At 68.0% G+C, this 20,013-nt stretch carries 13 protein-coding genes and 1 CRISPR repeat array; of the genes, 3 read left to right on the plus strand and 10 right to left on the minus strand.

The window, feature by feature from the left end; translation table 11 throughout:
* Positions 1-220 precede the first annotated feature (220 nt).
* Complete coding sequence (locus tag JJJ14_RS12390) at positions 221-1,438, plus strand: Fic family protein (RefSeq protein ID WP_201444306.1); 1,218 nt, start codon at positions 221-223, stop codon at positions 1,436-1,438.
* Positions 1,439-1,610: 172 nt separating this feature from the next.
* Here the strand turns inward: JJJ14_RS12390 and JJJ14_RS12395 are convergent, their stop codons facing one another.
* Positions 1,611-2,801, minus strand: a complete 1,191-nt coding sequence (locus JJJ14_RS12395) for a phosphoglycerate dehydrogenase (RefSeq protein ID WP_101559244.1) — start codon at positions 2,799-2,801, stop codon at positions 1,611-1,613.
* A 112-nt stretch (positions 2,802-2,913) separates the two neighbouring features.
* Positions 2,914-3,993, minus strand: a complete 1,080-nt coding sequence (gene serC, locus JJJ14_RS12400; protein WP_003788576.1) for a 3-phosphoserine/phosphohydroxythreonine transaminase — start codon at positions 3,991-3,993, stop codon at positions 2,914-2,916.
* 260 nt (positions 3,994-4,253) lie between these two features.
* Between serC and JJJ14_RS12405 the strand changes: the two genes are divergently transcribed.
* Positions 4,254-5,810: a DUF4832 domain-containing protein gene (locus JJJ14_RS12405; RefSeq protein WP_201444307.1), complete on the plus strand. Its 1,557-nt coding sequence runs from the start codon at positions 4,254-4,256 to the stop codon at positions 5,808-5,810.
* Positions 5,811-6,194: 384 nt separating this feature from the next.
* A CRISPR array of direct repeats spans positions 6,195-6,956; the repeat unit is 28 nt; unit sequence CCTCTACCCCCGCATGCGCGGGGCTGAC.
* An 18-nt stretch (positions 6,957-6,974) separates the two neighbouring features.
* Here JJJ14_RS12405 and csb2 read toward each other — a convergent pair.
* The 5 genes from csb2 to cas3g all read right to left on the minus strand — a co-directional run bounded on the left by csb2 (position 6,975) and on the right by cas3g (position 13,853).
* Entirely contained in the window at positions 6,975-8,291 is a 1,317-nt protein-coding gene (csb2, locus tag JJJ14_RS12410) for a type I-G CRISPR-associated protein Csb2 (RefSeq protein ID WP_101559248.1), read from the minus strand.
* Positions 8,284-9,495, minus strand: a complete 1,212-nt coding sequence (cas7g, locus tag JJJ14_RS12415; RefSeq protein WP_201444308.1) for a type I-G CRISPR-associated RAMP protein Csb1/Cas7g — start codon at positions 9,493-9,495, stop codon at positions 8,284-8,286. Before cas7g ends, csb2 begins: the two co-directional genes overlap by 8 nt.
* A 64-nt stretch (positions 9,496-9,559) precedes the next feature.
* Complete coding sequence (locus JJJ14_RS12420) at positions 9,560-10,135, minus strand: type I-E CRISPR-associated protein Cas6/Cse3/CasE (protein WP_201444309.1); 576 nt, start codon at positions 10,133-10,135, stop codon at positions 9,560-9,562.
* Between the two features lie 24 nt (positions 10,136-10,159).
* Positions 10,160-11,071 (minus strand): hypothetical protein, encoded by a 912-nt coding sequence (locus JJJ14_RS12425; RefSeq protein WP_236592848.1) that lies wholly within the window; start codon positions 11,069-11,071, stop codon positions 10,160-10,162.
* Positions 11,064-13,853, minus strand: coding sequence for a type I-G CRISPR-associated helicase/endonuclease Cas3g (gene cas3g, locus JJJ14_RS12430; RefSeq protein ID WP_201444311.1), 2,790 nt, complete (start codon positions 13,851-13,853; stop codon positions 11,064-11,066). Before cas3g ends, JJJ14_RS12425 begins: the two co-directional genes overlap by 8 nt.
* 389 nt (positions 13,854-14,242) lie before the next feature.
* Between cas3g and JJJ14_RS12435 the strand changes: the two genes are divergently transcribed.
* A complete protein-coding gene (locus JJJ14_RS12435) occupies positions 14,243-15,553 on the plus strand; it encodes an ATP-binding protein (RefSeq protein ID WP_201444312.1) in 1,311 nt (436 codons plus the stop codon).
* A 43-nt stretch (positions 15,554-15,596) separates the two neighbouring features.
* Here the strand turns inward: JJJ14_RS12435 and JJJ14_RS12440 are convergent, their stop codons facing one another.
* The 3 genes from JJJ14_RS12440 to JJJ14_RS12450 form a co-directional block, all read right to left on the minus strand.
* Positions 15,597-17,105 carry a glycoside hydrolase family 36 protein gene (locus tag JJJ14_RS12440; protein ID WP_201444313.1) on the minus strand — a complete coding sequence of 503 codons (1,509 nt, stop codon included), beginning with the start codon at positions 17,103-17,105 and terminating at the stop codon, positions 15,597-15,599.
* Between the two features lie 156 nt (positions 17,106-17,261).
* Positions 17,262-18,461, minus strand: coding sequence for a Gfo/Idh/MocA family protein (locus JJJ14_RS12445; protein WP_201444314.1), 1,200 nt, complete (start codon positions 18,459-18,461; stop codon positions 17,262-17,264).
* A 10-nt stretch (positions 18,462-18,471) separates the two neighbouring features.
* Positions 18,472-19,959, minus strand: a complete 1,488-nt coding sequence (locus JJJ14_RS12450; RefSeq protein WP_201444315.1) for a CCA tRNA nucleotidyltransferase — start codon at positions 19,957-19,959, stop codon at positions 18,472-18,474.
* Positions 19,960-20,013: the final 54 nt, after the last annotated feature.

Below are 20,013 nucleotides of genomic sequence, written 5' to 3' on the forward strand. Positions count from 1 at the left end.
TGCGGACCCCACCGGCCGGGGACATTCCACGCGGCCGGGTGCGTGTCCTTCCCGCCAGGGGCATTCGACGCCGTCGGGGACAGCAATCCCGTCCCCGCACGCGTCACCTGTCCCCGGCCGCACAGAAATGTCCCCGGCCGCAGTACGGAAAAGAGTCGACACACATTCTGTTGACACTTATGGTGGTGAACTGTCATCGGATTAACCGGGGGTGTCAGAAATGGTTCATGCAGCCGCCACTGCCTCATGGCCGCGCGTGACCTGGGAGACCTTGCCCTGGCGCCCCCGGGACGGTGCTGCCCTCAGCGCTCGGCAACGCTCTCGTCTGCCACGCTCCTACGACTCGGCCGTCGTACCGAACATCGCCGACGCCGCGGTCGAGCTCCCCACCGAGGTCATGGCACGTGAAGCGGCTGCGGTGTCCGCCATCACGCGCTTCGATACGACGGCGGCCTGCGCCCTGCTTCCCTTCACACCCCTACTTCTGCGCAGTGAGTCGAGCGCGTCCTCGCGCATTGAGCACCTGACGTCGTCGGCACGCCGCATCGTGGAGGAGGAGACCTTCGGCAGCGACCGCAGCAGCGGAAACGCCGCCCTCATCGTGGCCAACACCCGAGCGATGGAGACGGCCACCGCAGCACCCTGGCCCCTGGGCCTCAGCTCCCTGCTGTCCATGCATCAGGCCCTGCTGGGGGACTCCGCCCCGACCATCGCAGGCCGTCTCCGGCAAGAACCGGTATGGATCGGTGGCTCGGACCTGTCCCCGGCAGGCGCCATGTTCGTCCCTCCTCACCATGAACGAGTCCCGAGCGCACTGGAGGATCTGCTCTCCTTCTTGCGGCGCTCAGACCTGCCGCCCTTGACCAAGGCGGCGCTGGCGCACGCCCAGCTGGAGACGATCCATCCTTTCGCAGATGGCAACGGCCGCACCGGGCGGGCGCTGATTCACGTCATCCTGTCGGGGGAAGGACTGTCCCTCAACGCGCCGCTGCCGCTGTCGGCGATCCTCCTGACCAATGTGGGGACCTACTTCCGAGCCCTGGACAAGTACCGAGCAGGGGCGCCGCTAGCAATGGTCGAGCTGTTCATTGATGCGGCGCAGCGCGCCGCGGAGCTCGGGGCCTGGGCGGGCCGGGAGCTCGACGACGTGCACAGGCAGATGCAAGCTCGTGTGTCCTCCCGTGCTGGGACCCCCGACCGTGACCTCGTACGTCATCTGGTCTCCCAGCCGGTGACGGATGTTCGCGGGGCGGCCGCCGCGGCGGGAGTGTCGGAGCAGGCGGCGCGGCGCGCGCTGGAGCGTCTGGAGACCGCAGGCATCCTTCGGGGCTACCAGGTCTCCCGGGGCCGCCGAGCCTGGAGGGCTCAGGACGTCCTGGACCTCATGGATGATGTGGCCGAGGGACTCGGGCGCCGGCAGGCTCCCGCGGACGTCTGACGGACGTCGTCACGGCGGGGACATTCCACGCAGCCGGGTGCGTGTCCTTCCGGCCGGGGGCGTTCGACGCCGTCGGGGACAGCAATCCCGTCCCCGCACGCGCGAGAGGTCCCCGGCCGAAAGAGAATGTCCCCGCACGCGCGAGACGTCCCCGGCCGCGCGGGCCCCCGGCTTAGATGCAGCGCGCCGACAGCACGCCGTCGATCGCGCGCAGCTCCTCAAGAACCTTGGGCTCGATCTCGCCCTCGACGTCGACCAGCGTCACCGCCAGCTCGCCGCGTGACTTGTTGAGCAGGTTGGCGATGTTCTGCCCGTGCTGGGCCACGATCGTGGAGACCTGGCCGACCATGTTGGGCACGTTGCGGTTGACGATGACGAGCCGGTGCGTGCCCTCCTGACGCGCCATGACGGCCTCGGGGAAGTTCACCGAGTTGTGGACCTGCCCGTCCTCGAGGAAGCCGCGCAGGGAATCGGCGGCCATGATGGCGCAGTTGCGCTCGGCCTCCTTGGTGGAGGCGCCCAGGTGCGGCAGGGAGATGCACTTGGGGTGCTTGTGGACCTGCGTGGAGGGGAAGTCGCACACGTAGCCGCGCAGCGTGCCCTCGTCCAGGGCGGCCACGACGGCGTCGGTGTCAACGATCTCGGCGCGCGCGAAGTTGAGCAGCACCGCGGTCTCCTTCATGAGGGCCAGGCGCTGGGTGCTCACCAGTCCGCGGGTGGCGGGGATGAGGGGCACGTGAACGGTGAGGATGTCGGCGCGGCGGAAGACCTCCTCCATGGAGTCGGCCCGCTCGACCTCGGCGCTCAGGTGCCAGGCGTGCTCCACGGAGATTCCCGGGTCGAAGCCGACGACATTGAGCCCCAGCCCCAGGGCGGCGTTGGCCACCTGCACGCCGATGGCCCCCAGGCCGATGACGCCGAGCGTGCGGCCGGGCAGCTCGAATCCGACGAACTGCTTCTTGCCGGCCTCGACGGCCTTGGCGATCTCGGCGTCGTCACCCTCGAGGGTGTGCGCGAAGCGGGCCGCCGGGATGAGGTTGCGCGAGGCGATGAACAGGCCCGCCAGGACCAGCTCCTTGACGGCGTTGGCGTTGGCGCCAGGGGTGTTGAACACGGGCACACCGCGCTCGGTGAGCGCCTCGACCGGGATGTTGTTCGTGCCGGCACCGGCCCGGGCCACGGCCAGGACCGACTCCTCGATGGGGGTGTCGTGGAGCTTGGCCGAGCGCACCAGGAGGGCATCGGGCTCCTCCACGGAGCCGCCGACCTCGTAGAGCTCGTCGGGCAGGCGGGACAGGCCGGCTCCGGAGATGGCGTTGAGGGTGCGGATACGGAACTTGTGGTCAACGCTGCTGGTGGTCACGGAAGTACTTTCTGCAGAGCGGTCCGGGTGGGGAAGGTTGTGACGGGCGACTGGGCGCGCGGGCGGGTGATCGGGCCCGCAGGCCAGGCGAGACGGCCAGGACGGCGGGCGCTCAGGCCCGGGCGGCGAAGTCGGTCATGTAGTCGATGAGGGCGCGAACGCCCTCGATCGGCATGGCGTTGTAGATGGAGGCGCGCATGCCGCCCACGGAGCGGTGCCCCTTGAGGTTGGTGAGCCCGGCGGCCTCGGCGCCGGCCAGGAAGTCGGCGTCGCGGGCGGGGTCGGCCAGGGTGAAGGGCACGTTCATCCAGGACCGCGAGCGCTCCTGAACGGGGTTGGCGTAGAAGTCGGAGGAGTCGATGTAGCCGTAGAGGAGCTCGGCCTTGGCGCGGTTGCGCTCGGCCATCGCCTCCAGGCCGCCGCCGTCCTCGATCCAGTGGCCGATGAGCCCCAGCAGGTAGATGGCGAAGGTGGGGGGCGTGTTGAGCATGGAGTCGGCGTCGGCCATCTTCTGGTAGTCCAGGACGGTGGGGGTCACCGGGCGGGCCCGCCCCAGCAGGTCCTCGCGCACGATGACGACGGCCAGGCCCGAGGGCCCCATGTTCTTCTGAGCCCCGGCGTAGATGAGGCCGTAGCGGGAGACGTCGATGGGCCGCGAAAGGATCGTGGAGGAGAAGTCGGCCACCAGCGGGACCTCGCCGGCCTCGGGCACGTAGTCGAACTCGACGCCGCCGATGGTCTCGTTAGGCGTGTAGTGCAGGTAGCGGGCGGCCTCGGGCACCGTGAAGGAGCCGGGCTCGGGGGTGGTCGTGTAGGAGGAGGCAGCCTCATCGGCGGGCACGACGACGTCGAGCTCATAGGCGCCGGCCTGCTTGATGGCCTTGGCTGACCACTGGCCGGTGTTGAGGTAGGCGACCGTGTCGCCGGGGGCGGTCAGGTTGAGGGGGATGCCGGCGAACTGGGCGCTGGCCCCGCCCTGGAGGAAGAGCACGCGGTAGTTGTCGGGGACGGACAGGAGGCGGCGCAGGGTGGCCTCGGCGTCGGCCGCGCAGGCCACGAAGTCCGCTCCGCGGTGGGAGACCTCCAGGACGGACATTCCCGATCCGCCCCAGCTGGTGAGCTCGGAGGCGGCCTGCTCGAGGACGGGTAGGGGGAGCTGGGCGGGACCGGCGGAGAAATTGAAAACGCGCACGGAGTCATCATGGCCGCTTATGCGCGCGGCGGCAATGTCGTCCCGCATGGCGTCGCCCGCCGACGTCGGACCGCTGCCGGAACGCTGCCGGAATGCGGCCAGAACGCGGCACAACACGAAATTCTCATGTCCTCCAAAAGCACGGGTGGCACAGGCCCTTCACCCCGTCAACCGAGCACGTTGTCAGCGATAGCACAGGTGGACCGCTCAACTGGCCGGTAGGGTTTACCCACGCCCAAGTCCCTACCTGACAAGTTTTTATGATCGCTTCACAGCACGACGAGACCACTTCTGCAGCAGCTTCCGGCTCCACGTCGGCGGCCGCGCAGCAATCGCACGGCCCAGGTTCCGATCGCACGCCCTCCCTGGGACACCAGGTGCTCGACCGGCTCCGCAGGGGGCGCAAGCCGCGCTTGGGCGCCATCCTCATGGCGCTCGTCGCCGTGGTGTCCCTGGCCACCGGGTTCCGGGCCTGCAACTGCAACCGGGCCTGGATCGAGGTCTCCGCGGCGGCCACACCGGAGGCTAACCCGCTCAAGGGGATGATGCCCTTCGCGCCGGCGGACGCCTCCCACTCGCCGGCGCTGCAGGAGAACGCCCCGCCCCACACGATGGAGTGGCTGACGCTGCCGGTCAGTGACGTCGTCGCCGGGCCCGGCTCGTACTCGTGGGACAGGCTCGATGCGCACCTCAATGCCATCGCCTCGCGCGGGCACCAGGCGGTGCTGCGCTTCTACGTCGACTACCCCGGGCGCCCCAGCGGCATCCCGGCCTACCTGCTGAGTTCCCACGCGGTGCCGACCCACGACTACACGTTCCACGGCAACGCGCCGGGCCAGTCGCTGGCGCCGGACTACAACGACCCCGAGATGATGTCGATGCTCACCGGCTTCATCTCGGCCCTGGGCCAGCAGTACGACGGCGACCCGCGCCTGGCCTTCATCACCCACGGCCTGGTGGGCTTCTGGGGCGAGGGGCACACCTACCCGATGAACGGCAAGGTCTCCGGCGAGAACCCCTCCGGCGAGAACTGGATGCCGTCGGCGGCGAACCAGAACACCCTCGTTGACACCTGGGGCAGCGCCTTCCAGGTGACGCCGACGCTGGCGCGCTACCCGTCCGCGGAGACGGTCAAGCACGGGGTCGGCTACCACGACGACTCCTTCGGCTACGCGACGATGGACACCGCCGACTGGCACTTCCTGCCGAAGCTGAAGGAGGCCAGGGCGGACCAGGCCTGGCAGCAGCACCCCATCGGCGGCGAGGTCTACCCGGGCATCCAGGAGTGCTCCGTGCGCAACCCGGGCAGCTGCATGGCCTCGGGCTCCAACGGAGGAACGGTGGACATCAACGCCTCCATCAAGGCCACGCACGCGAGCTGGCTGGTGGACAACTGGGCCTTCACCACGACCCTCAACGGCTCCGAGCGCGAGCGGACCGTGCAGGCCTCCGCCGAGACCGGCTACGACCTGGCGGTGGCGCGCTGGCGGATGCGCAACGGCAAGGTCGAGGTGCAGATCGCCAACAACGGGGTGGCGCCCTTCTACTACAACTGGAACGTGGAGGCGGTGGCCATCAACACCTCCAACGGCATGGAGGTCGGGCGCACCACGCTCAGCGGCGACCTGCGCAAGGTCGCGGTCGGCAAGTCCCAGACCTTCTCCGGGCAGCTCCCGGCGGACCCGGCCGGACAGAACACGATCCTGGTGCGCGTGGTCAACCCGCTGGACTCGGGCCAGCCGCTGCGCTTCTCCAGCGCCGGCCAGGACCAGACGCTTCCCGGCTACCTCACCCTGGGCCGCACCCCCACCAAGTAGGCGGGGCCCGACGGCGGAGTCCCGGCGGGCGCCCGGCCCCCACCCGGGGCCGGGGGATCGAGGACCTGGCAGCGGGGATCGCAGGGCGGGTCGGAGCCTTCGAGGTCACGGCCGGCTGAGGGGCCGGTCGCTGACAGCGGCCTGGCGGGGCGTCAGTGTCCACGACGCTGACATTAACGCCGCACCGACGTCGCGAGCCGAGATGGAGCCTTGGAATTCCAACGATTCCTGCTGGGCGCCTCGACGGCGGGACCGCTAATGTCAGCACCGTGGACACTGAGCTGCCGACGGGCTCGACTCCGCGAGGTCTTGCGTGGTCTCAGTGGTGGGACCGGGTGCCCTCACCTCAGGTCCTGCCCATGACAGCGTCAGCCGCATGACCTGTCTAGACCCCCGCATACGCGGGGCTGACAGGGCGAGCACGAGCTCGGCCGCCGTCGTGGACCCTCTACCCCCGCGTGCGCGGGGCTGATACCATGTTGAGCGTTGCCTGGAGCTCATCAGCCCCTCTACCCCCGCATACGCGGGGCTGACTCCGAGGAGTCCGGCCCACCCTCGATGTCGATGCCTCTACCCCCGCATGCGCGGGGCTGACACATCCTTAGCGCCGTTGGTGCGCCCGGTGGCGCCTCTACCCCCGCATGCGCGGGGCTGACACGCCGTTGCGCTGAACCTTCTCGGCGACATCACCTCTACCCCCGCATGCGCGGGGCTGACCGTAACGGGCGAAGGTCGCGGCCAACAGGATCGCCTCTACCCCCGCATGCGCGGGGCTGACCGGCGCCGCCACTCCTCCTCCGACTCAAGACCCCCTCTACCCCCGCATGCGCGGGGCTGACGCGTTCAGCGCCTCCGACCTGATCGGGCGGACGCCTCCACCCCCGCGTGCGCGGGGCTGACCAGGTGAAAGATGATGTTGTTGAGCACCACCGACCCTCTACCCCCGCATGCGCGGGGCTGACACATTGACCATGATGTGGATGTGGTCGCCGCCGCCTCTACCCCCGCATGCGCGGGGCTGACCGCCGCAGATCCGGAGCAGTTCGTCAAGACCGCGCCTCTACCCCCGCATGCGCGGGGCTGACGCAGTGTCCTCAGGCGTCAGCGGCGTCATCTCCCCTCTACCCCCGCATGCGCGGGGCTGACACTTGCTGACCTGCGGTATTAGTCGGTTCGGGGTCGCCGTGGGTTCACTGTCAAGGTGGTGGCCCCCAGGGGAACCATGAGGGCGCCGTCAAAGACCACCGGCCCGGGCACCTCCGCGTCGAAGGCGACCGAAACGTGCCAGCGCCCGTTATCCTCCTGCCCATCGACACCTCCGTCGCTTCGTGAGTCGGAGTGACGCTCAGCCCCAACAAGTCTGCAGCCGAGCCCCGAGGCGCATTCCTCCAACAAGGACACAATGCGTTCAGGCTCTTCCGCCGTCGGCACAACAGTGGTCCACCGTAACGAAGGAGCCGTAGCGGCCCGCAGAACTCGAGGCAGGGAAGCCAATGTCCTGGTCTCGGCGAGTCTGGCCTCCACCACCCCCGTTCTCACCGCAAGTCCCACGGAGGCAAGCCGAGAACCCCCGGCCACGAGCACCCCCCGCAGGACGGGCAGGTGACGGCGACCCAACCCACCGATGAGTGGCAGCATCCAGCCCGCCTCCCCAAGGGAGTCTCGCAGCTGCTCCGTGACGAGAGCAGCGTCAGCGGCATGCACCAGAACTGCACCTTGTCGCCCACTGTGGGGCATTCGGTAGAGCGAGCACGTGCGTAGCAGCTCCCGAGTATCAGGCGCAGCCCCGTCACCCGACCTCCTACCCACGAGCCGATAAGGATAGGTGGGTCGCACGCTCATATACGGATGCGTCCCCGTCACGGTGCTGCGGCGCCGCTCCTCCTCTCGGGCGTCCAAAGCAGCCAGAAGTTCTTCTGTTCCCACCCGGAGTTGAATCCAGCCCGTCGGGTCCGGTTCCCAACAGGAATGGCCAGGTGGCACCTCGACAGCACCGTCGACGACGTCGAGCAGCACAGGTGAGGTCGGACGCCCGAGGTACCCTACGGATCGCGCCACCTTCTGCAGAACGCCCAGATCGACCGGACCATCGGCGGCGAAGGTCCAACGCACGATGTCGCTCGGGCCGGTAGCGACCATCATGCCGCACTCGGGATCCTTCGCCTGCTTCTCCAGGAGGCGGTCGTTTCGGTCGACAATCCCGGTCGGAGAACCGTTTTTGTCCATCTTCAGCTCATTGTTGACAGGGACCCACCGCCGGTAGCCGATCTGACGCTCACCGGCCGGAGGGGCGGTGATCCGTGGAGAAGGACATCGAAAGAGAGCCTCAACCTCGGAAACGCCTTCTCCGAGGCCATGGGCGGCAGACAGCATCGCGGCCAGTACCCGCGCTGGAGCCGGCGGCCATTCAGCGCGCCCCTCTCCGTCGTGCGCGTTGAACTCTCCGAGGGGGAACGAGGCCGTGATGGTCAGATCACTCATCGCTGCGTCCGTCGGTCTTGCGCCCGTCGACGTCCAGGATGATCTTTCCCAGCGGGGAGTCGTGGGTGATCGTGACAACGGTGGCGCCGTTCCAACCGATCTCCTGGCCCAGGTCACGTACGAGGTCCACCAGCTCGTCGACCTCCGGCAGTGCGAGGGGTTCGGAGGGCGCTCCATGCCTCTCGACCTTGACCTCGAGGCCCGGTTCACACAGACGCAGCTCCGCCCCTGCGCGCAGGTCCAGCCGTTCCTGTAGCAGTCGGTACAGCAGCAGGGTAAGGCTGACCACCAGGGCTCGCGCAGGCTCCGGGCGAGAGAAGGCGAATGTCCTCAACCCCGCGAGGGAGAAGAAAGCCTTCCCCTTGATGAATTTGTAAGTGAGGTCAGAAGGAGCCTTAGTTACCTTGGTGGGAGGCATCGACCCCAGCCCTAAGTTGGACAACTCCACCCCCTGAATCTTCACTTCTTTAGCAACTCCCGCAAAAAGCGAATCCGTCTTCCCGGCCATACGGAGGCGCTCAGACACTCCGGTCGCGATAATCTCCGATGTGAACAGTCTCGCGGAACGCGACTCCGCAGGATTCATGACGTAGTAACCAAGATATTTGTCTCGCGTCGCATTCAGCTCACGAGCGTTCTTACCCCCCTCTTTGTTGCCTCCCTGATTGGCTTTGTCTGCAGCCTTCTGGGAGCGCTTCGTCTGCGAGTGCCACCATCCGAAGGGGATCGCTGTGGGGAATCCAGTGAGCAGGGCATCCGGCTGGGAGCGGGTGGCATTCTGAATTCCCTCGAAATCGACCCCCTTGGCGGTGAGCTCGTCTCGTATGAGCCTCCAGGTGGCGTCGGCCTGCCGGTGGGAGAGCTCCGCTGAGGTGGTCAGCACCTCCCCTTCCTCATCGACGAGGACCACCAGGGGAAACCCCAGCACCTCGGCAAGAGTGCTGGGTCCTCCTCTGAAGCGACTAGCGAGAAGCACCTCGCACCGCGAGGCCTGAGACCCCCACGTATCAATCGTGGCCGCCTTCCCATCGTCGACAGTTTCAAAGAAGCCGACAACCTTGCCGTCCTGACGGATCGTGCCCGCCGGAGGTGTCACGGTCATTCCCGACAATGAGTCGTATTTGCTGGTCACGCTGATTCCAGCCACCGCACCCTCCTCCATGAGGGCACCGATGGTGGAGCGAAATTCTTGAGCCGTCATCATCGTTCAATCTCCTCATCTGCATATCTATTGTCATGCTGGCCGAATACAGTTCTCATTCACGTCGTCATAGCACCAGGGGCATTCCGTAGCCGTAGGCCTTTCCCCTCCCGATGCCCTGGTGGTAGGCGGATGCGCCAACCTCACTGATACTGCTCACAGTGCCGGTGAGGTCCCGGAGCGTGAAGGAGCGTCCACCTCGTCGGCCCACGAACCACCTCGGCGTGACCGTCAGCTCACTGAGCCCCACACCATGGCGCTCCAGCAAATCGGTGGCCCAACCGTGAGCTTCTTCATCGAGGACGGCGCGAACGCGGTTCTTTCCCGATTCATCGGCATGACGTTTCTCAGCCACCACTCGAACAGTGAAGCGCTGACCAACAGCAAACCCTGACGGCGCCTCAATGGCCTGTGTTCCGGGCAGATCGAGATCGGCCCGGAATCTGATGACCAGGGAGCCCTTCTGCCCGCCGTACTCGGTTGGTAGGGCCAGGCGGTAGAGGACACCGAGGTCTGCGCGAATCGACCGCGAAGCACCTCTGAGATCGGGCAAGTACGACATGGCGAGACGATGGACTGCATCCGGTGTTCCCAGGTCCGGTAGCGCCTGTGCCAGCGGAAGGACTGCGATGCGATCAGGCATGGGTTGTTGTCACCTCTTCCTCTCTCATGCCCCGGGGCGAGCGGGCGCGAACGATCTCACACTGGATGCGGTGTTGGTGCCGCGAATGAGGGATGTCCACCGGCGCCACGGCAGTTCGGGCGGTGGGGACTCGTGCAGATCGATGATTGCCTCCATCGTGAGGGGAACCGGATGCAGCACCCAGGAGAGGGCCTTGACCGGACCTTCTCGCGTCATCTCGCGCTGCCGCGGCTGGAGGAGCAAGTGCCCGCAGAAAGCCAGGAGATCCACGAGCGGGTACACATCGCACTCCTCCGATCCACTGGTAATACGTGGAGTCACCTGACTGGCGGAGAAGCGCAGCCCCGGCTTGGCCCGAGCAACGGCAAGGTCGCCGTGCACCAGTCGGTCAAGGTGTGCCGCCCCCGCAGCGACGACATCGTCGGCAGTGGCCCGTAACGCACCCATGAGCCCCCAGGTGTCCTGCACCGACTTGACGGTATGGCTCTTGCCGCTGAACAGGGTCAACGTGGAACGCCAAACTTTGAGGTCCTGCGTTTTCCTGATCTCCCCACCCTGGACCGACGTCACCGACGCATCGAAGACGGCTACCGGTCCGGATGCGCTGAGGTCGCTCGTCTTGTCAGCGGCCTGCCAGCCGGCATGTGACAGGACGTTGACCGCGGATCGCCTGGGCGTCGTCGTGGTGATGCCGCGCAATCCACCCTCCCCGAGGCCCCAGGTTCGCTCCACCAGGCCACGAGCGGCCACATTCACCAGCTCGTCCGTATCCCCGCCATAGCCGACGACGGGGACGCCTTCCCCGTCAAAGCGGAGCGTCGCCTCCGGTAGCAGCGACACCAGTCCCCAGGTCGCCAGGACATAGGCTGCACGATTTCCCGGCAGCGCAGTCAGGCGGTACTCGGCAGGCTCATCAGGGCATGGCGCACTACTCATGGTTCTGCTCCAGTTCTTGCGAGACGTCCCAGTCAGCCAGGCGAAGGATCGTCTCAACCAGCGCCAGGGTGTAGGGGCCGTAGCGATCATTGAGACGGTGGAAACGGCTTATGGCCTCCGCCCAGGAGAGGGCATTCGGGTCCTGATGCCGTGGAGCTGGTCCGTGCTCGGGCAAGCACACCGGTCCTGGACCTCGGAAGCGTCCGTGGTGGCTGAGAACCAGATGCATCACCAGGTCAGGATCGTGCGCCGTCTGCTCACCTTTTTCCAGCTGCTCCTTGAGGAGATCCGCTGAGAACGCTTCATGCCTCCAGCCGGAGGGCACACCGGCCATGCGCATGGAGCGGTTCCAGTACCTGCGAGGGAGCCGAGACTTGCTCAGCGGCCTTCGACGCTTCCGCTGCCCCGGATCCTCCAGGACGAGAAAGCCGCTCTCATCCACGGCAGCCCCGAGGGCGGCCTGCATCCTGGGATCGTCCTTGCCATCGTCATGGTGACACCCGGCCGTGACGAGGTCCTCCACCAGGTTCTCGGGCAGGCCGATGGCTCGGGCCCACTGTCCTGCACGCTCACCCACCCGGTCTCCGTGGCCGCACAGGGTGCGCTCGTCGGCGTCATCCTCGGTGCTCGCGGGACGTTCGGTGGTGGTCTCCACAAGCCGCAGGCGGAGCCACGGGTGACCACTGTCGGCGCCAAGGACGTCGTCGACGATCTGCCAACCCGGTGGCACTGCGAGCAGGGCCGTCTCTTCCAGGAGATCGGCGTACGGGTCGTCAGTTCGTAGGTCACCCCCGGACAGGTCCGTGAGGATGACCGCCTCCCTCCGGATCATTCCCCGGTCCGTCCCCGTCGCGAGGGACACCAGCTCCTTGGACACCTCCTCAGCCGTGGCGCCGGGCATGACGTGCTGCCCGGAGTAGTCACGGCCGGCGTTCTCCAGTCCATAGGGGTTGCTGCCGTCACTCGGCGCCAAGACGAGGATCTGACCGGGAACCAGATCGGGAAGAGAGTCCCCGGCCTCAAGGACGCGCGGCTCCTGCGACGTCGGATCGATGATGACGAGGGGCTGCGTTTTCACCGCCAGTTTCGCTACCTCCTGAGCATCGTTCAGCGGGATGCTCCAGGCCTCGGCTCGAAGATCGGGCCGCCAACGAGTCAGGTCCTCCTGGAGGGCCTCGGGACTGACCCCGGCAAGGTCTCCCACGCTCTTGCGGAAGACGATGAATGTGTCCGGCCGCGGATCGGCCAGCGGCCGGATCCACGGGTGAACCGGGGCGTCGTTGCGGGACCCCAGAGTGCGCAGATAGGCGGCGAAGACATTCGGAGGGATGACGACCGGAACCTGAGTCGCGTTCACCAGATCCTCCCGCCCATCAGCGTCATCGAGCCGCTTCACCACCTCACCGAGAGTGGTGGCTCCGTCAATCAGCTCGACGACGGCGTCTGCGGCTCCACCGTGGATCGGGTCCTGACTCGTGGTGGAGTGAACGATGGTCACGCTGCCGTCGGAGCGGGCGCCAACCCGGTTGACCCGTCCCAGGCGCTGCACCAGGGAGCCGGCCTGGCAGCTCTCCGTCAGGAGGTGGGTGAAGTCGAGGTCGGCACCAACCTCCAGAGTCGATGTGGCCACCACGACGGTGGCCTGCGCGTCCTGACGGCCCTCGGCCCCCGTCCGATAAGGGGAGAGTCCCTCCACGACGTGCTCGCCACGGCGAGCAGGCATCCCACCGACCATGACATCCACGTGAGGAGCCTGCTCCTTCAGCTTTCGGGCCTCCTTCTTCAACCCGGCCACGACCGTCTTGACGGTGTCCAGAGTGTTGCAGAAGACGACCAGCGACTCTCCCCGGCTCAGCTCCTTCGCGCGGCTACATGCCTGCTCCGTGAGAGCAGCTACGGCCTTGCCTTCCACGCAGTGAACGTCCACCGGAACACCGTCACGATGCGCCCACCGCGCAGCCAACTGCGGGTCCAGGCGGCACTCCTCCTCCCAGTCCAGACTGAGACCGGGCGTCGGTTCCCGGTCGGCCCCCCGGTGAAGGGCGGGAAGCGTCATGGGTGTCGCCGTCATCGGCATGACCTGCAGGCCCGGGATGCTGCCACCACAACGATCCTCGAGCCTGCTCTCCTCGCTGCGGAGCACGAACAAGGTGGTCAGGGCCTGCTCGGAGAGGTGTGCCTCGTCGAGGACCCAGAACGCATCCATCCCCGTCAGCGCCGCATCGATGCTGCGGCGGTAGGGCGAGAGCTGGTAGCCGCGGAACAGCAGACGGGACACGGTCATGTCGAGTGTTCCCACGATGATGGCCGGCCGGGAGGGGTAGCGCGTGTGCTCCGTGAGGTCCCGATCAGCATCAGCGAGTCCGCCGCGCAGGCGACGCACCTCGAGCACCTCCGCCTCAGCGGGGATCGCGAAAGCCGAGCGCAGCACCTCGGCCACGCGTCTCACCGTCGACCGGTCACCTGCACCTTCTGCGAGCGCCTTCCTGATCCTTTGCGCCGCCTCGAAGGAGTCATCGACGACGGCACGCCGGTCGACAACGAGATGCAGTCTCAGGGGGACCACCCGTCTCCGACGACGTCGGCTTACCTGCTCGGCGTCCTGTGCCAGCGCGTACAGCCATCCGATGAGGACCGCGAGGGTCTTGCCCATCCCGGTCGGGACGCTGAGGTGGGACGGCGGCTCTCCCTGGGCGAGTCGTTCGGCCAGGCGCACCTGGTAGTCCCTGGGCTCATGCCCAGTGATCTCGCGGAAGAGGTCTGTGAAGTCGAGGCCGCTCACATCAACACTCCTGAGAACTTGGTATCACCATAGATAAGTTCAACCCCCAGTCCCCTGGGGCTGCACCGCCAGCACTTCCATGCGGACCATTGATAATCCGCCACCTCCACCAGCTGTGGAGCCGATGCGTCCCTTGAGAGGCACGGCGATGATGAGACTCATCTTACACTCGGTGAGTCCCCCTGTCACTGCCCGTTGCCGTACCAGAGCTCCAGAGGGGCACAGCGGTCACCACAACACTTGACCAAACCGATCATTAACTCTTGACCAAATAGTCGATGAAGGCACGACCAATCTGATCGTCACCCAGCGCTCCCAGACCCCAGAGTTATCCACAGACCCACTCTTTTGGCTGTACGGCAGCACAAAGTGGCCCTTACGATCAGTTCATGACCACCTACCAGCCGCGTCTCATGGACCAGCGCCTCGAGGAGCTGCTGCGGTCGGTCCCGGCGGTCAGCGTCGAGGGAGCCCGCGCCGTCGGGAAGACCCGCACCGCCAGGGCCCACGGCACTACCTTCATTGCCGTTGACGATCCCGATGAGCGCGCCCAGCTCGCCGCCATCGGATCGCGCTTCACCACTCTTCCCAGTCCTCTCGTCATCGACGAGTGGCAACGCATGCCCGAGCTGTGGGACCGGGTACGTCGCGCCGTCGACGACGATCCCTCTCCCGGCCGTTTTCTGCTCACCGGATCCTCCACACCGTCCCAGGCCCCCACCCACACCGGCGCAGGACGGATCATCACTCTGAGGATGCGTCCCTTCAGCCTGGCCGAGCGCGCGATCGAGACCCCAACGGTCTCGGTGGGGCGCCTGTTAGGCAGTGGTCTCGCCACTCAGGATCTCTCCGCCCTGACCCCGATCGAGGGGTACACGAGTGTCACGATCGACCAGTACGTCGATGAAATCTGCCGCTCGGGTTTCCCCGCCATCAGGGAGCAGCCACCTTTGGGGCGCAAGGCCCAGCTGGACGGATACATCGAACAAACGCTTCGACATGATCTACCGGAAGCGACGGGCGGCAGGCGACGTTCACGATCCGTCAGGGAGTGGCTGACGGCCTACGCCAGCGCAGTGGCCACAACGGCGAGCTTCAGCTCCATCGCCGAACTGGCGACCAGGCCCCTGAGCACCGATATGGGCTTGGCGACGGCGCGCTCCTACCGAGACCACCTCAGCGGGATGTGGCTACTGGACCCGGTTCCGGGCTGGAGCCCCAGCGAGAACGAGTTCTCCCGCAACAACCTGACCGACAAGCACCAGCTGTGCGACCCGGCCCTGGCCGCTCGCCTTCTCGGATACGGTCCCTCCGAGGTGCTCGGGGTCGGCCACCCGATCCTCACCAGCCCTCGGGGCACCCCGCGCCGCCCCCGAGTACTCGGCTCACTATTCGAGTCCCTGGTGATTCAAAGTCTTCAGGTCTACGCAGAGGTCCTCAGCGCCCGGGTCTTCCACCTGCGCACCAAAGGCGGGCTCCAGGAGATCGACATCATCCTCGAAGGAGCCGACCGTCGAGTTGTCGCCTTCGAGATCAAGGCAAGGGCCACCCCCAAGCCGGAGGACACCAAGCACCTGCGCTGGCTGCGCAAGAAAATCGGGCCAAGGCTCGCGGACGCAGTCCTGGTGACCACCGGCCGTCTGGCCTACCGGGACGAGGACGGGATCGCCGTCGTGCCCGCCGCCCTGCTGGGACCGTAGGACCTCAGCCGACTCCCGGCCCCGACGTCGTCCCAGCCCCGCCTCACAGGGGGTAGGCCGACGGCGTCCCCTCGATGGCCTCGGTGAGGTCGATCTCGCGCTCGCCCAGGCTGAAGCGGTAGCGGCCCAGGATCTCCAGGGGCTCGTCCTCGGCGGCCAGGAAAGTGCGCACGGCCTCCTTCTCCTCCTCGTCGAGCCAGGTCATCTGGTCCGACAGGCACCGGTAGCGGCTGGCCTCGGCCACGTCGCGCAGCCACTGCATCTGGGTGTCGTCCAGGAGGTTGCGGCGGTGACGGAAGAAGACGACGTCGGGATCGACCCCGATGACCCGCCCCAGCCAGAGCCGGTTGATGCCGGCGTGCAGGGCGTTATAGGCCTTGGCATCGGATAGGTCGTCGGAGGCGTAGTTCTCCCACATGGGGGCCACGTCCGGCCCCACCCGCACCGCGTCGAGCAGCCCGATGGAGGGCATGATGAGCGCCCCGGAGCCCAGGAGGAAGGTCTCCTCCCCGGCCGTGTCGCGCACGAGCCGCAGCCCGGTGCGGTAGGCCTCCTCCCGGTCGATCTGGCGGTGCCGGTAGCCGGGGATGGCGGCGGCATTGATGAAGTCGAGCTTGAGGTAGCTGAAGCCCCACCGGTGGACGATCTTGGCGATGAGCTTGCGCACGTAGGTCTGGGCGGTGGGGTGGGTCGTGTCCAGCGCGTAGTAGTCGCCGCCCCAGTTGGAGCCGGCCACGGCCAGTCCGCCGTCGGCGTTGTGGACGAACATCTCCGGGTAGTCGCGCACGGCCCGCGAGCCGGGCAGGGCGATGAAGGGCGCCACCCAGAGGCCCGGCTGCATGCCGGCCTCCCGGATCCGGGTCGCGGCGGCCTCCATGCCGTCGCCGAAGCTCTCGCCGGCCTCCCAGTCGCCGACCGCAACCTCCCAGCCGTCGTCGATCTGAAGCGTCTTGAAGCCCAGCTCGGCGACCTGCGGGATCTCGCGCTCGAGGGCCTCCTGCGAGATGCCCTCGTAGTAGGAGTACCAGGAGCACCACACGCTCTGCGGCTCGATCGCCCGGCCACCCAGGCTCTCGCCGAGCTCGCGGGCGTAGCGGGCCATGACGGCGGTGGCCGGGCCGGGCAGGATCACCCAGCGCGCCGGGTCGCCGGACTCGGTGAAGGCCTCCAGGACCGCGGTGTCGGCGCGCAGCCGCGGCGTGCGCCCGTCCAGGCAGCCCACGAGCAGTGCCCCGGCGGAGTCCTCCAGGACCGCCATCCAGGCCGAGTGGTGGCGGGCCGGGTCGTCCCAGGGGGCGTCGTCGGCGGTCCGACGGCGCTGCTCGTCGGCGATGCGCATGGGCGCCTCGCTCAGGCGGCGCCAGCCCGACGGCGACCAGGAGTTCTGGCCGGTGCGGTAGAACTCGCCGTCGCGCATGTCGTGCAGGAGAGTCAGGTGGGATGCCTCGACATAGACCGCGCCGGTGGCGCCACCGGCCCCGTGCTGGGTGGTCACCGTGCCGTCGCAGGCCAGGGCGATGCTGCGCCCGGTCAGGGTGATGTGGTGAATCATGCGCTCTCCTCGGCTCCGGCCTGTCCTGCCCGCGGCTCGGGTCCCCCACGAGGCACCGGCACCGCCCGGCTCGCACTGTACGTGCTACCGACCGTACAGACCGACATTTTCTTCAAAGATGACGCGGAGCCGCGTCGTTGATGAGATTTCCGTCGATCAGTGAGAATTGTGCTGCCCACGGTGGAAGTAGTCCGCCAGCTCCGCGTCGAGCTCGGGCACGTCGAAGGGCACGGAGCCCGAGCGCAGGGACCGAGTGGCCAGCACCCCCGCTGCGACGGCGTCGCGCGCACTGACCGGGGAGACCTCGGTGGCCCCGCCGTCGCGCACGAAGCGCAGGAACTCGTCGATGGCGAGCTGGTCGGCGCTGTCGTGCCCGGTGCCCTCCTCGGCGATGACGTACTCCTGGGTGGCGCGCTCGGCGTAGTGCTCGGTGCGCTCGGTCCACACCTTGACGACGTCGCCGGCCCCGTCACCGAGGTTCTCGGCCCGGCCGCGGGTGCCAATGACCGTGTAGCTGCGCCAGTAGTCGGGGGTGAAGTGGCACTGCTGGTAGGAGGTCATGACCCCGTTGCGCATGGTCATCATGAGCATGGAGTGGTCCTCGACGTCGATGACGGGGTTGAGCCCGTCCACCTCGTCGGCGGGCCAGTGCTCGAGGCTGAACCAGTCCTGCATGACGGTGCCGGCGCTCGTCCCCGCCGGGCGCCGCTCGGCCTCCCCGTAGACCATGAGTCCGCCCATGCCGACGACGCGGGCGGGCGCGGAGTGAGCCAGCCAGCTCATGACGTCGATATCGTGGGCGGCCTTCTGCAGCAGCAGGCCGGTGACGTGGCGGCGCTCGGCGTGCCAGTCGCGGAAGTAGTAGTCGCCGCCGTTGCCCACGAAGTGGCGGCACCAGATGGCCTTGACCTCGCCGATCCGCCCGGAGTCGATGATCGACTTCAGCAGCCGCACCACCTCCATGTGGCGCATGTTGTGGCCCACGTAGAGGCGGGTGCCGGTGCGCCGGGCGGTCTCCAAGATGCGGTCGGCGGCCTCGATGGTGATGGCCAGGGGCTTCTCCAGGTAGACCGGGACGCCGGCCTCGAGGAAGAAGCAGGCCAGCTCCTCGTGCGTGTCGTCGGGGGTGGTCAGGACGACGGCGTCGATCCCGTGCCCCAGCAGGTCGCGGTGGTCGGCCACGACCGCCACGCCCTCGGGCAGGAGCCGCCGGGCGCGCTCGACGGCGTCGGGGGCGGTGTCGGCCGCGACCACGAGCCGGGCCGACACCGGCGAGGAGTCCGCGAGCGCGGCCAGGTAGCAGCGGGCCCCGATGCCGACGACACCGACCCGCAGCTCCCTTGAGGCTTCAAGCACTCTGTCTCCCTCAGCTCTTCTGGCGGGCCGCCCACCAGGAGCGCAGTGCCTGGCGGGCCAGGTCCTCGCCGATGGGCCCCTTCTCCATGCGCAGGTCCATGAGGAAGCGGTAGGCCTCGCCGACGACCGGCCCGGGGGCCACGCCGAGCTCGGCCATGATCTGGCCGCCGTCGAGGTCGGGGCGGATGGCGGCCAGCTCCTCGGCGGCGCGCAGGGCCTCGATGCGCTCCTCGAGGTCGTCGTAGGCGCGGTCCAGCATGGCGGCCTTGCGGCGGTTGCGGGTGGTGACGTCGGCCCGGGTGAGCCGGTGGAGGCGCTCCAGCAGGGGACCGGCGTCGGTGGCGTAACGGCGCACGGCCGAGTCCGACCAGGCGGCGTCGACGTAGCCGTGGAAGCGCAGGTGGAGCTCGACCAGCCGGGAGACGTCCTTGATGGTCTGCTTGTCGAAGCGCAGGGCCCGCAGCCGCTTGGCCGTCATCCGGGCGCCGACGTGGTCGTGGCCGTGGAAGGTGACGGTGCCGTCGGGCAGGAAGCGGCGGGTGGCGGGCTTGCCGATGTCGTGGAGGATGGCGGCCAGGCGCAGCACCAGGTCGGGGCCGGGGACGGGCCCGTCGGGCCCGGTCTCCAGGTCGATGGCCTGGTCCAGGACGGTCAGGGTGTGCTCGTAGACGTCCTTGTGGCGCTTGTGCTCGTCGACGGTCTCGCGCAGGGCGCTCAGCTCGGGCAGGACGACATCGGCCACGCCGGTGTGGACCATCAGCTCCAGTCCACGCCGGGGCCAGGGGCTGATGAGCAGGCGCTCGAGCTCGGCGCGCACGCGCTCGGCGGAGACGATCTCCAGGCGGGGGGCCATCTCCTCCATGGCGGTCATGACGTCCATCTCGACGTCGAAGCCGAGCTGGGCGGCGAAGCGGGCGGCCCGCATGATGCGCAGGGGGTCGTCGTCGAAGGACTGCTCGGCGCTGACGGGGGTGCGCAGGACGCCGGCGCTCAGGTCGGCCAGGCCTCCGCAGGGGTCGACGAGCTCGAGGTCGGGCAGGCGCAGCGCCATGGCGTTGACGGTGAAGTCGCGGCGGGTGAGGTCCCCGGTGAGGGTGTCGCCATAGGTCACCTGGGGCTTGCGCGAGCCGACCTCGTAGGCCTCGGTGCGGTAGGTGGTGACCTCCACGATAGTGGAGCCCTTGCGCGCGCCAATAGTGCCGAAGGCCCGGCCCACGTCCCAGGTGGTCTCGCCCCAGGCGGCCAGGATCTTCTCGGTCTGCTCGGGGCGGGCCGAGGTAGTCAGGTCCAGGTCGTGGGGGGCGACGCCGAGGAAGGCGTCCCGCACCGGCCCGCCGACCAGGGCGATCTCGTGCCCGGCGCGCACGAAGGCGTGGCCCAGGGCCGCCAGGGCGGGGGGCAGGCCCTCGAGCGCCTGACGGGCCTTGGGCGTCAGGCCGCGGTTCTCGGCGGCTTCCGGGGAGTCGGCGGGGTCAGCGGGAGCGGGGTGCGCAGTCATCGGCCCAAGCCTGCCATGAACCCTCACCGGTGCGCCGTCGTCCTCGGCCTCCGC

It is taken from the genome of Actinomyces sp. HMT 175, from assembly GCF_016694895.1.
GTDB lineage: Bacteria > Actinomycetota > Actinomycetes > Actinomycetales > Actinomycetaceae > Actinomyces > Actinomyces oris.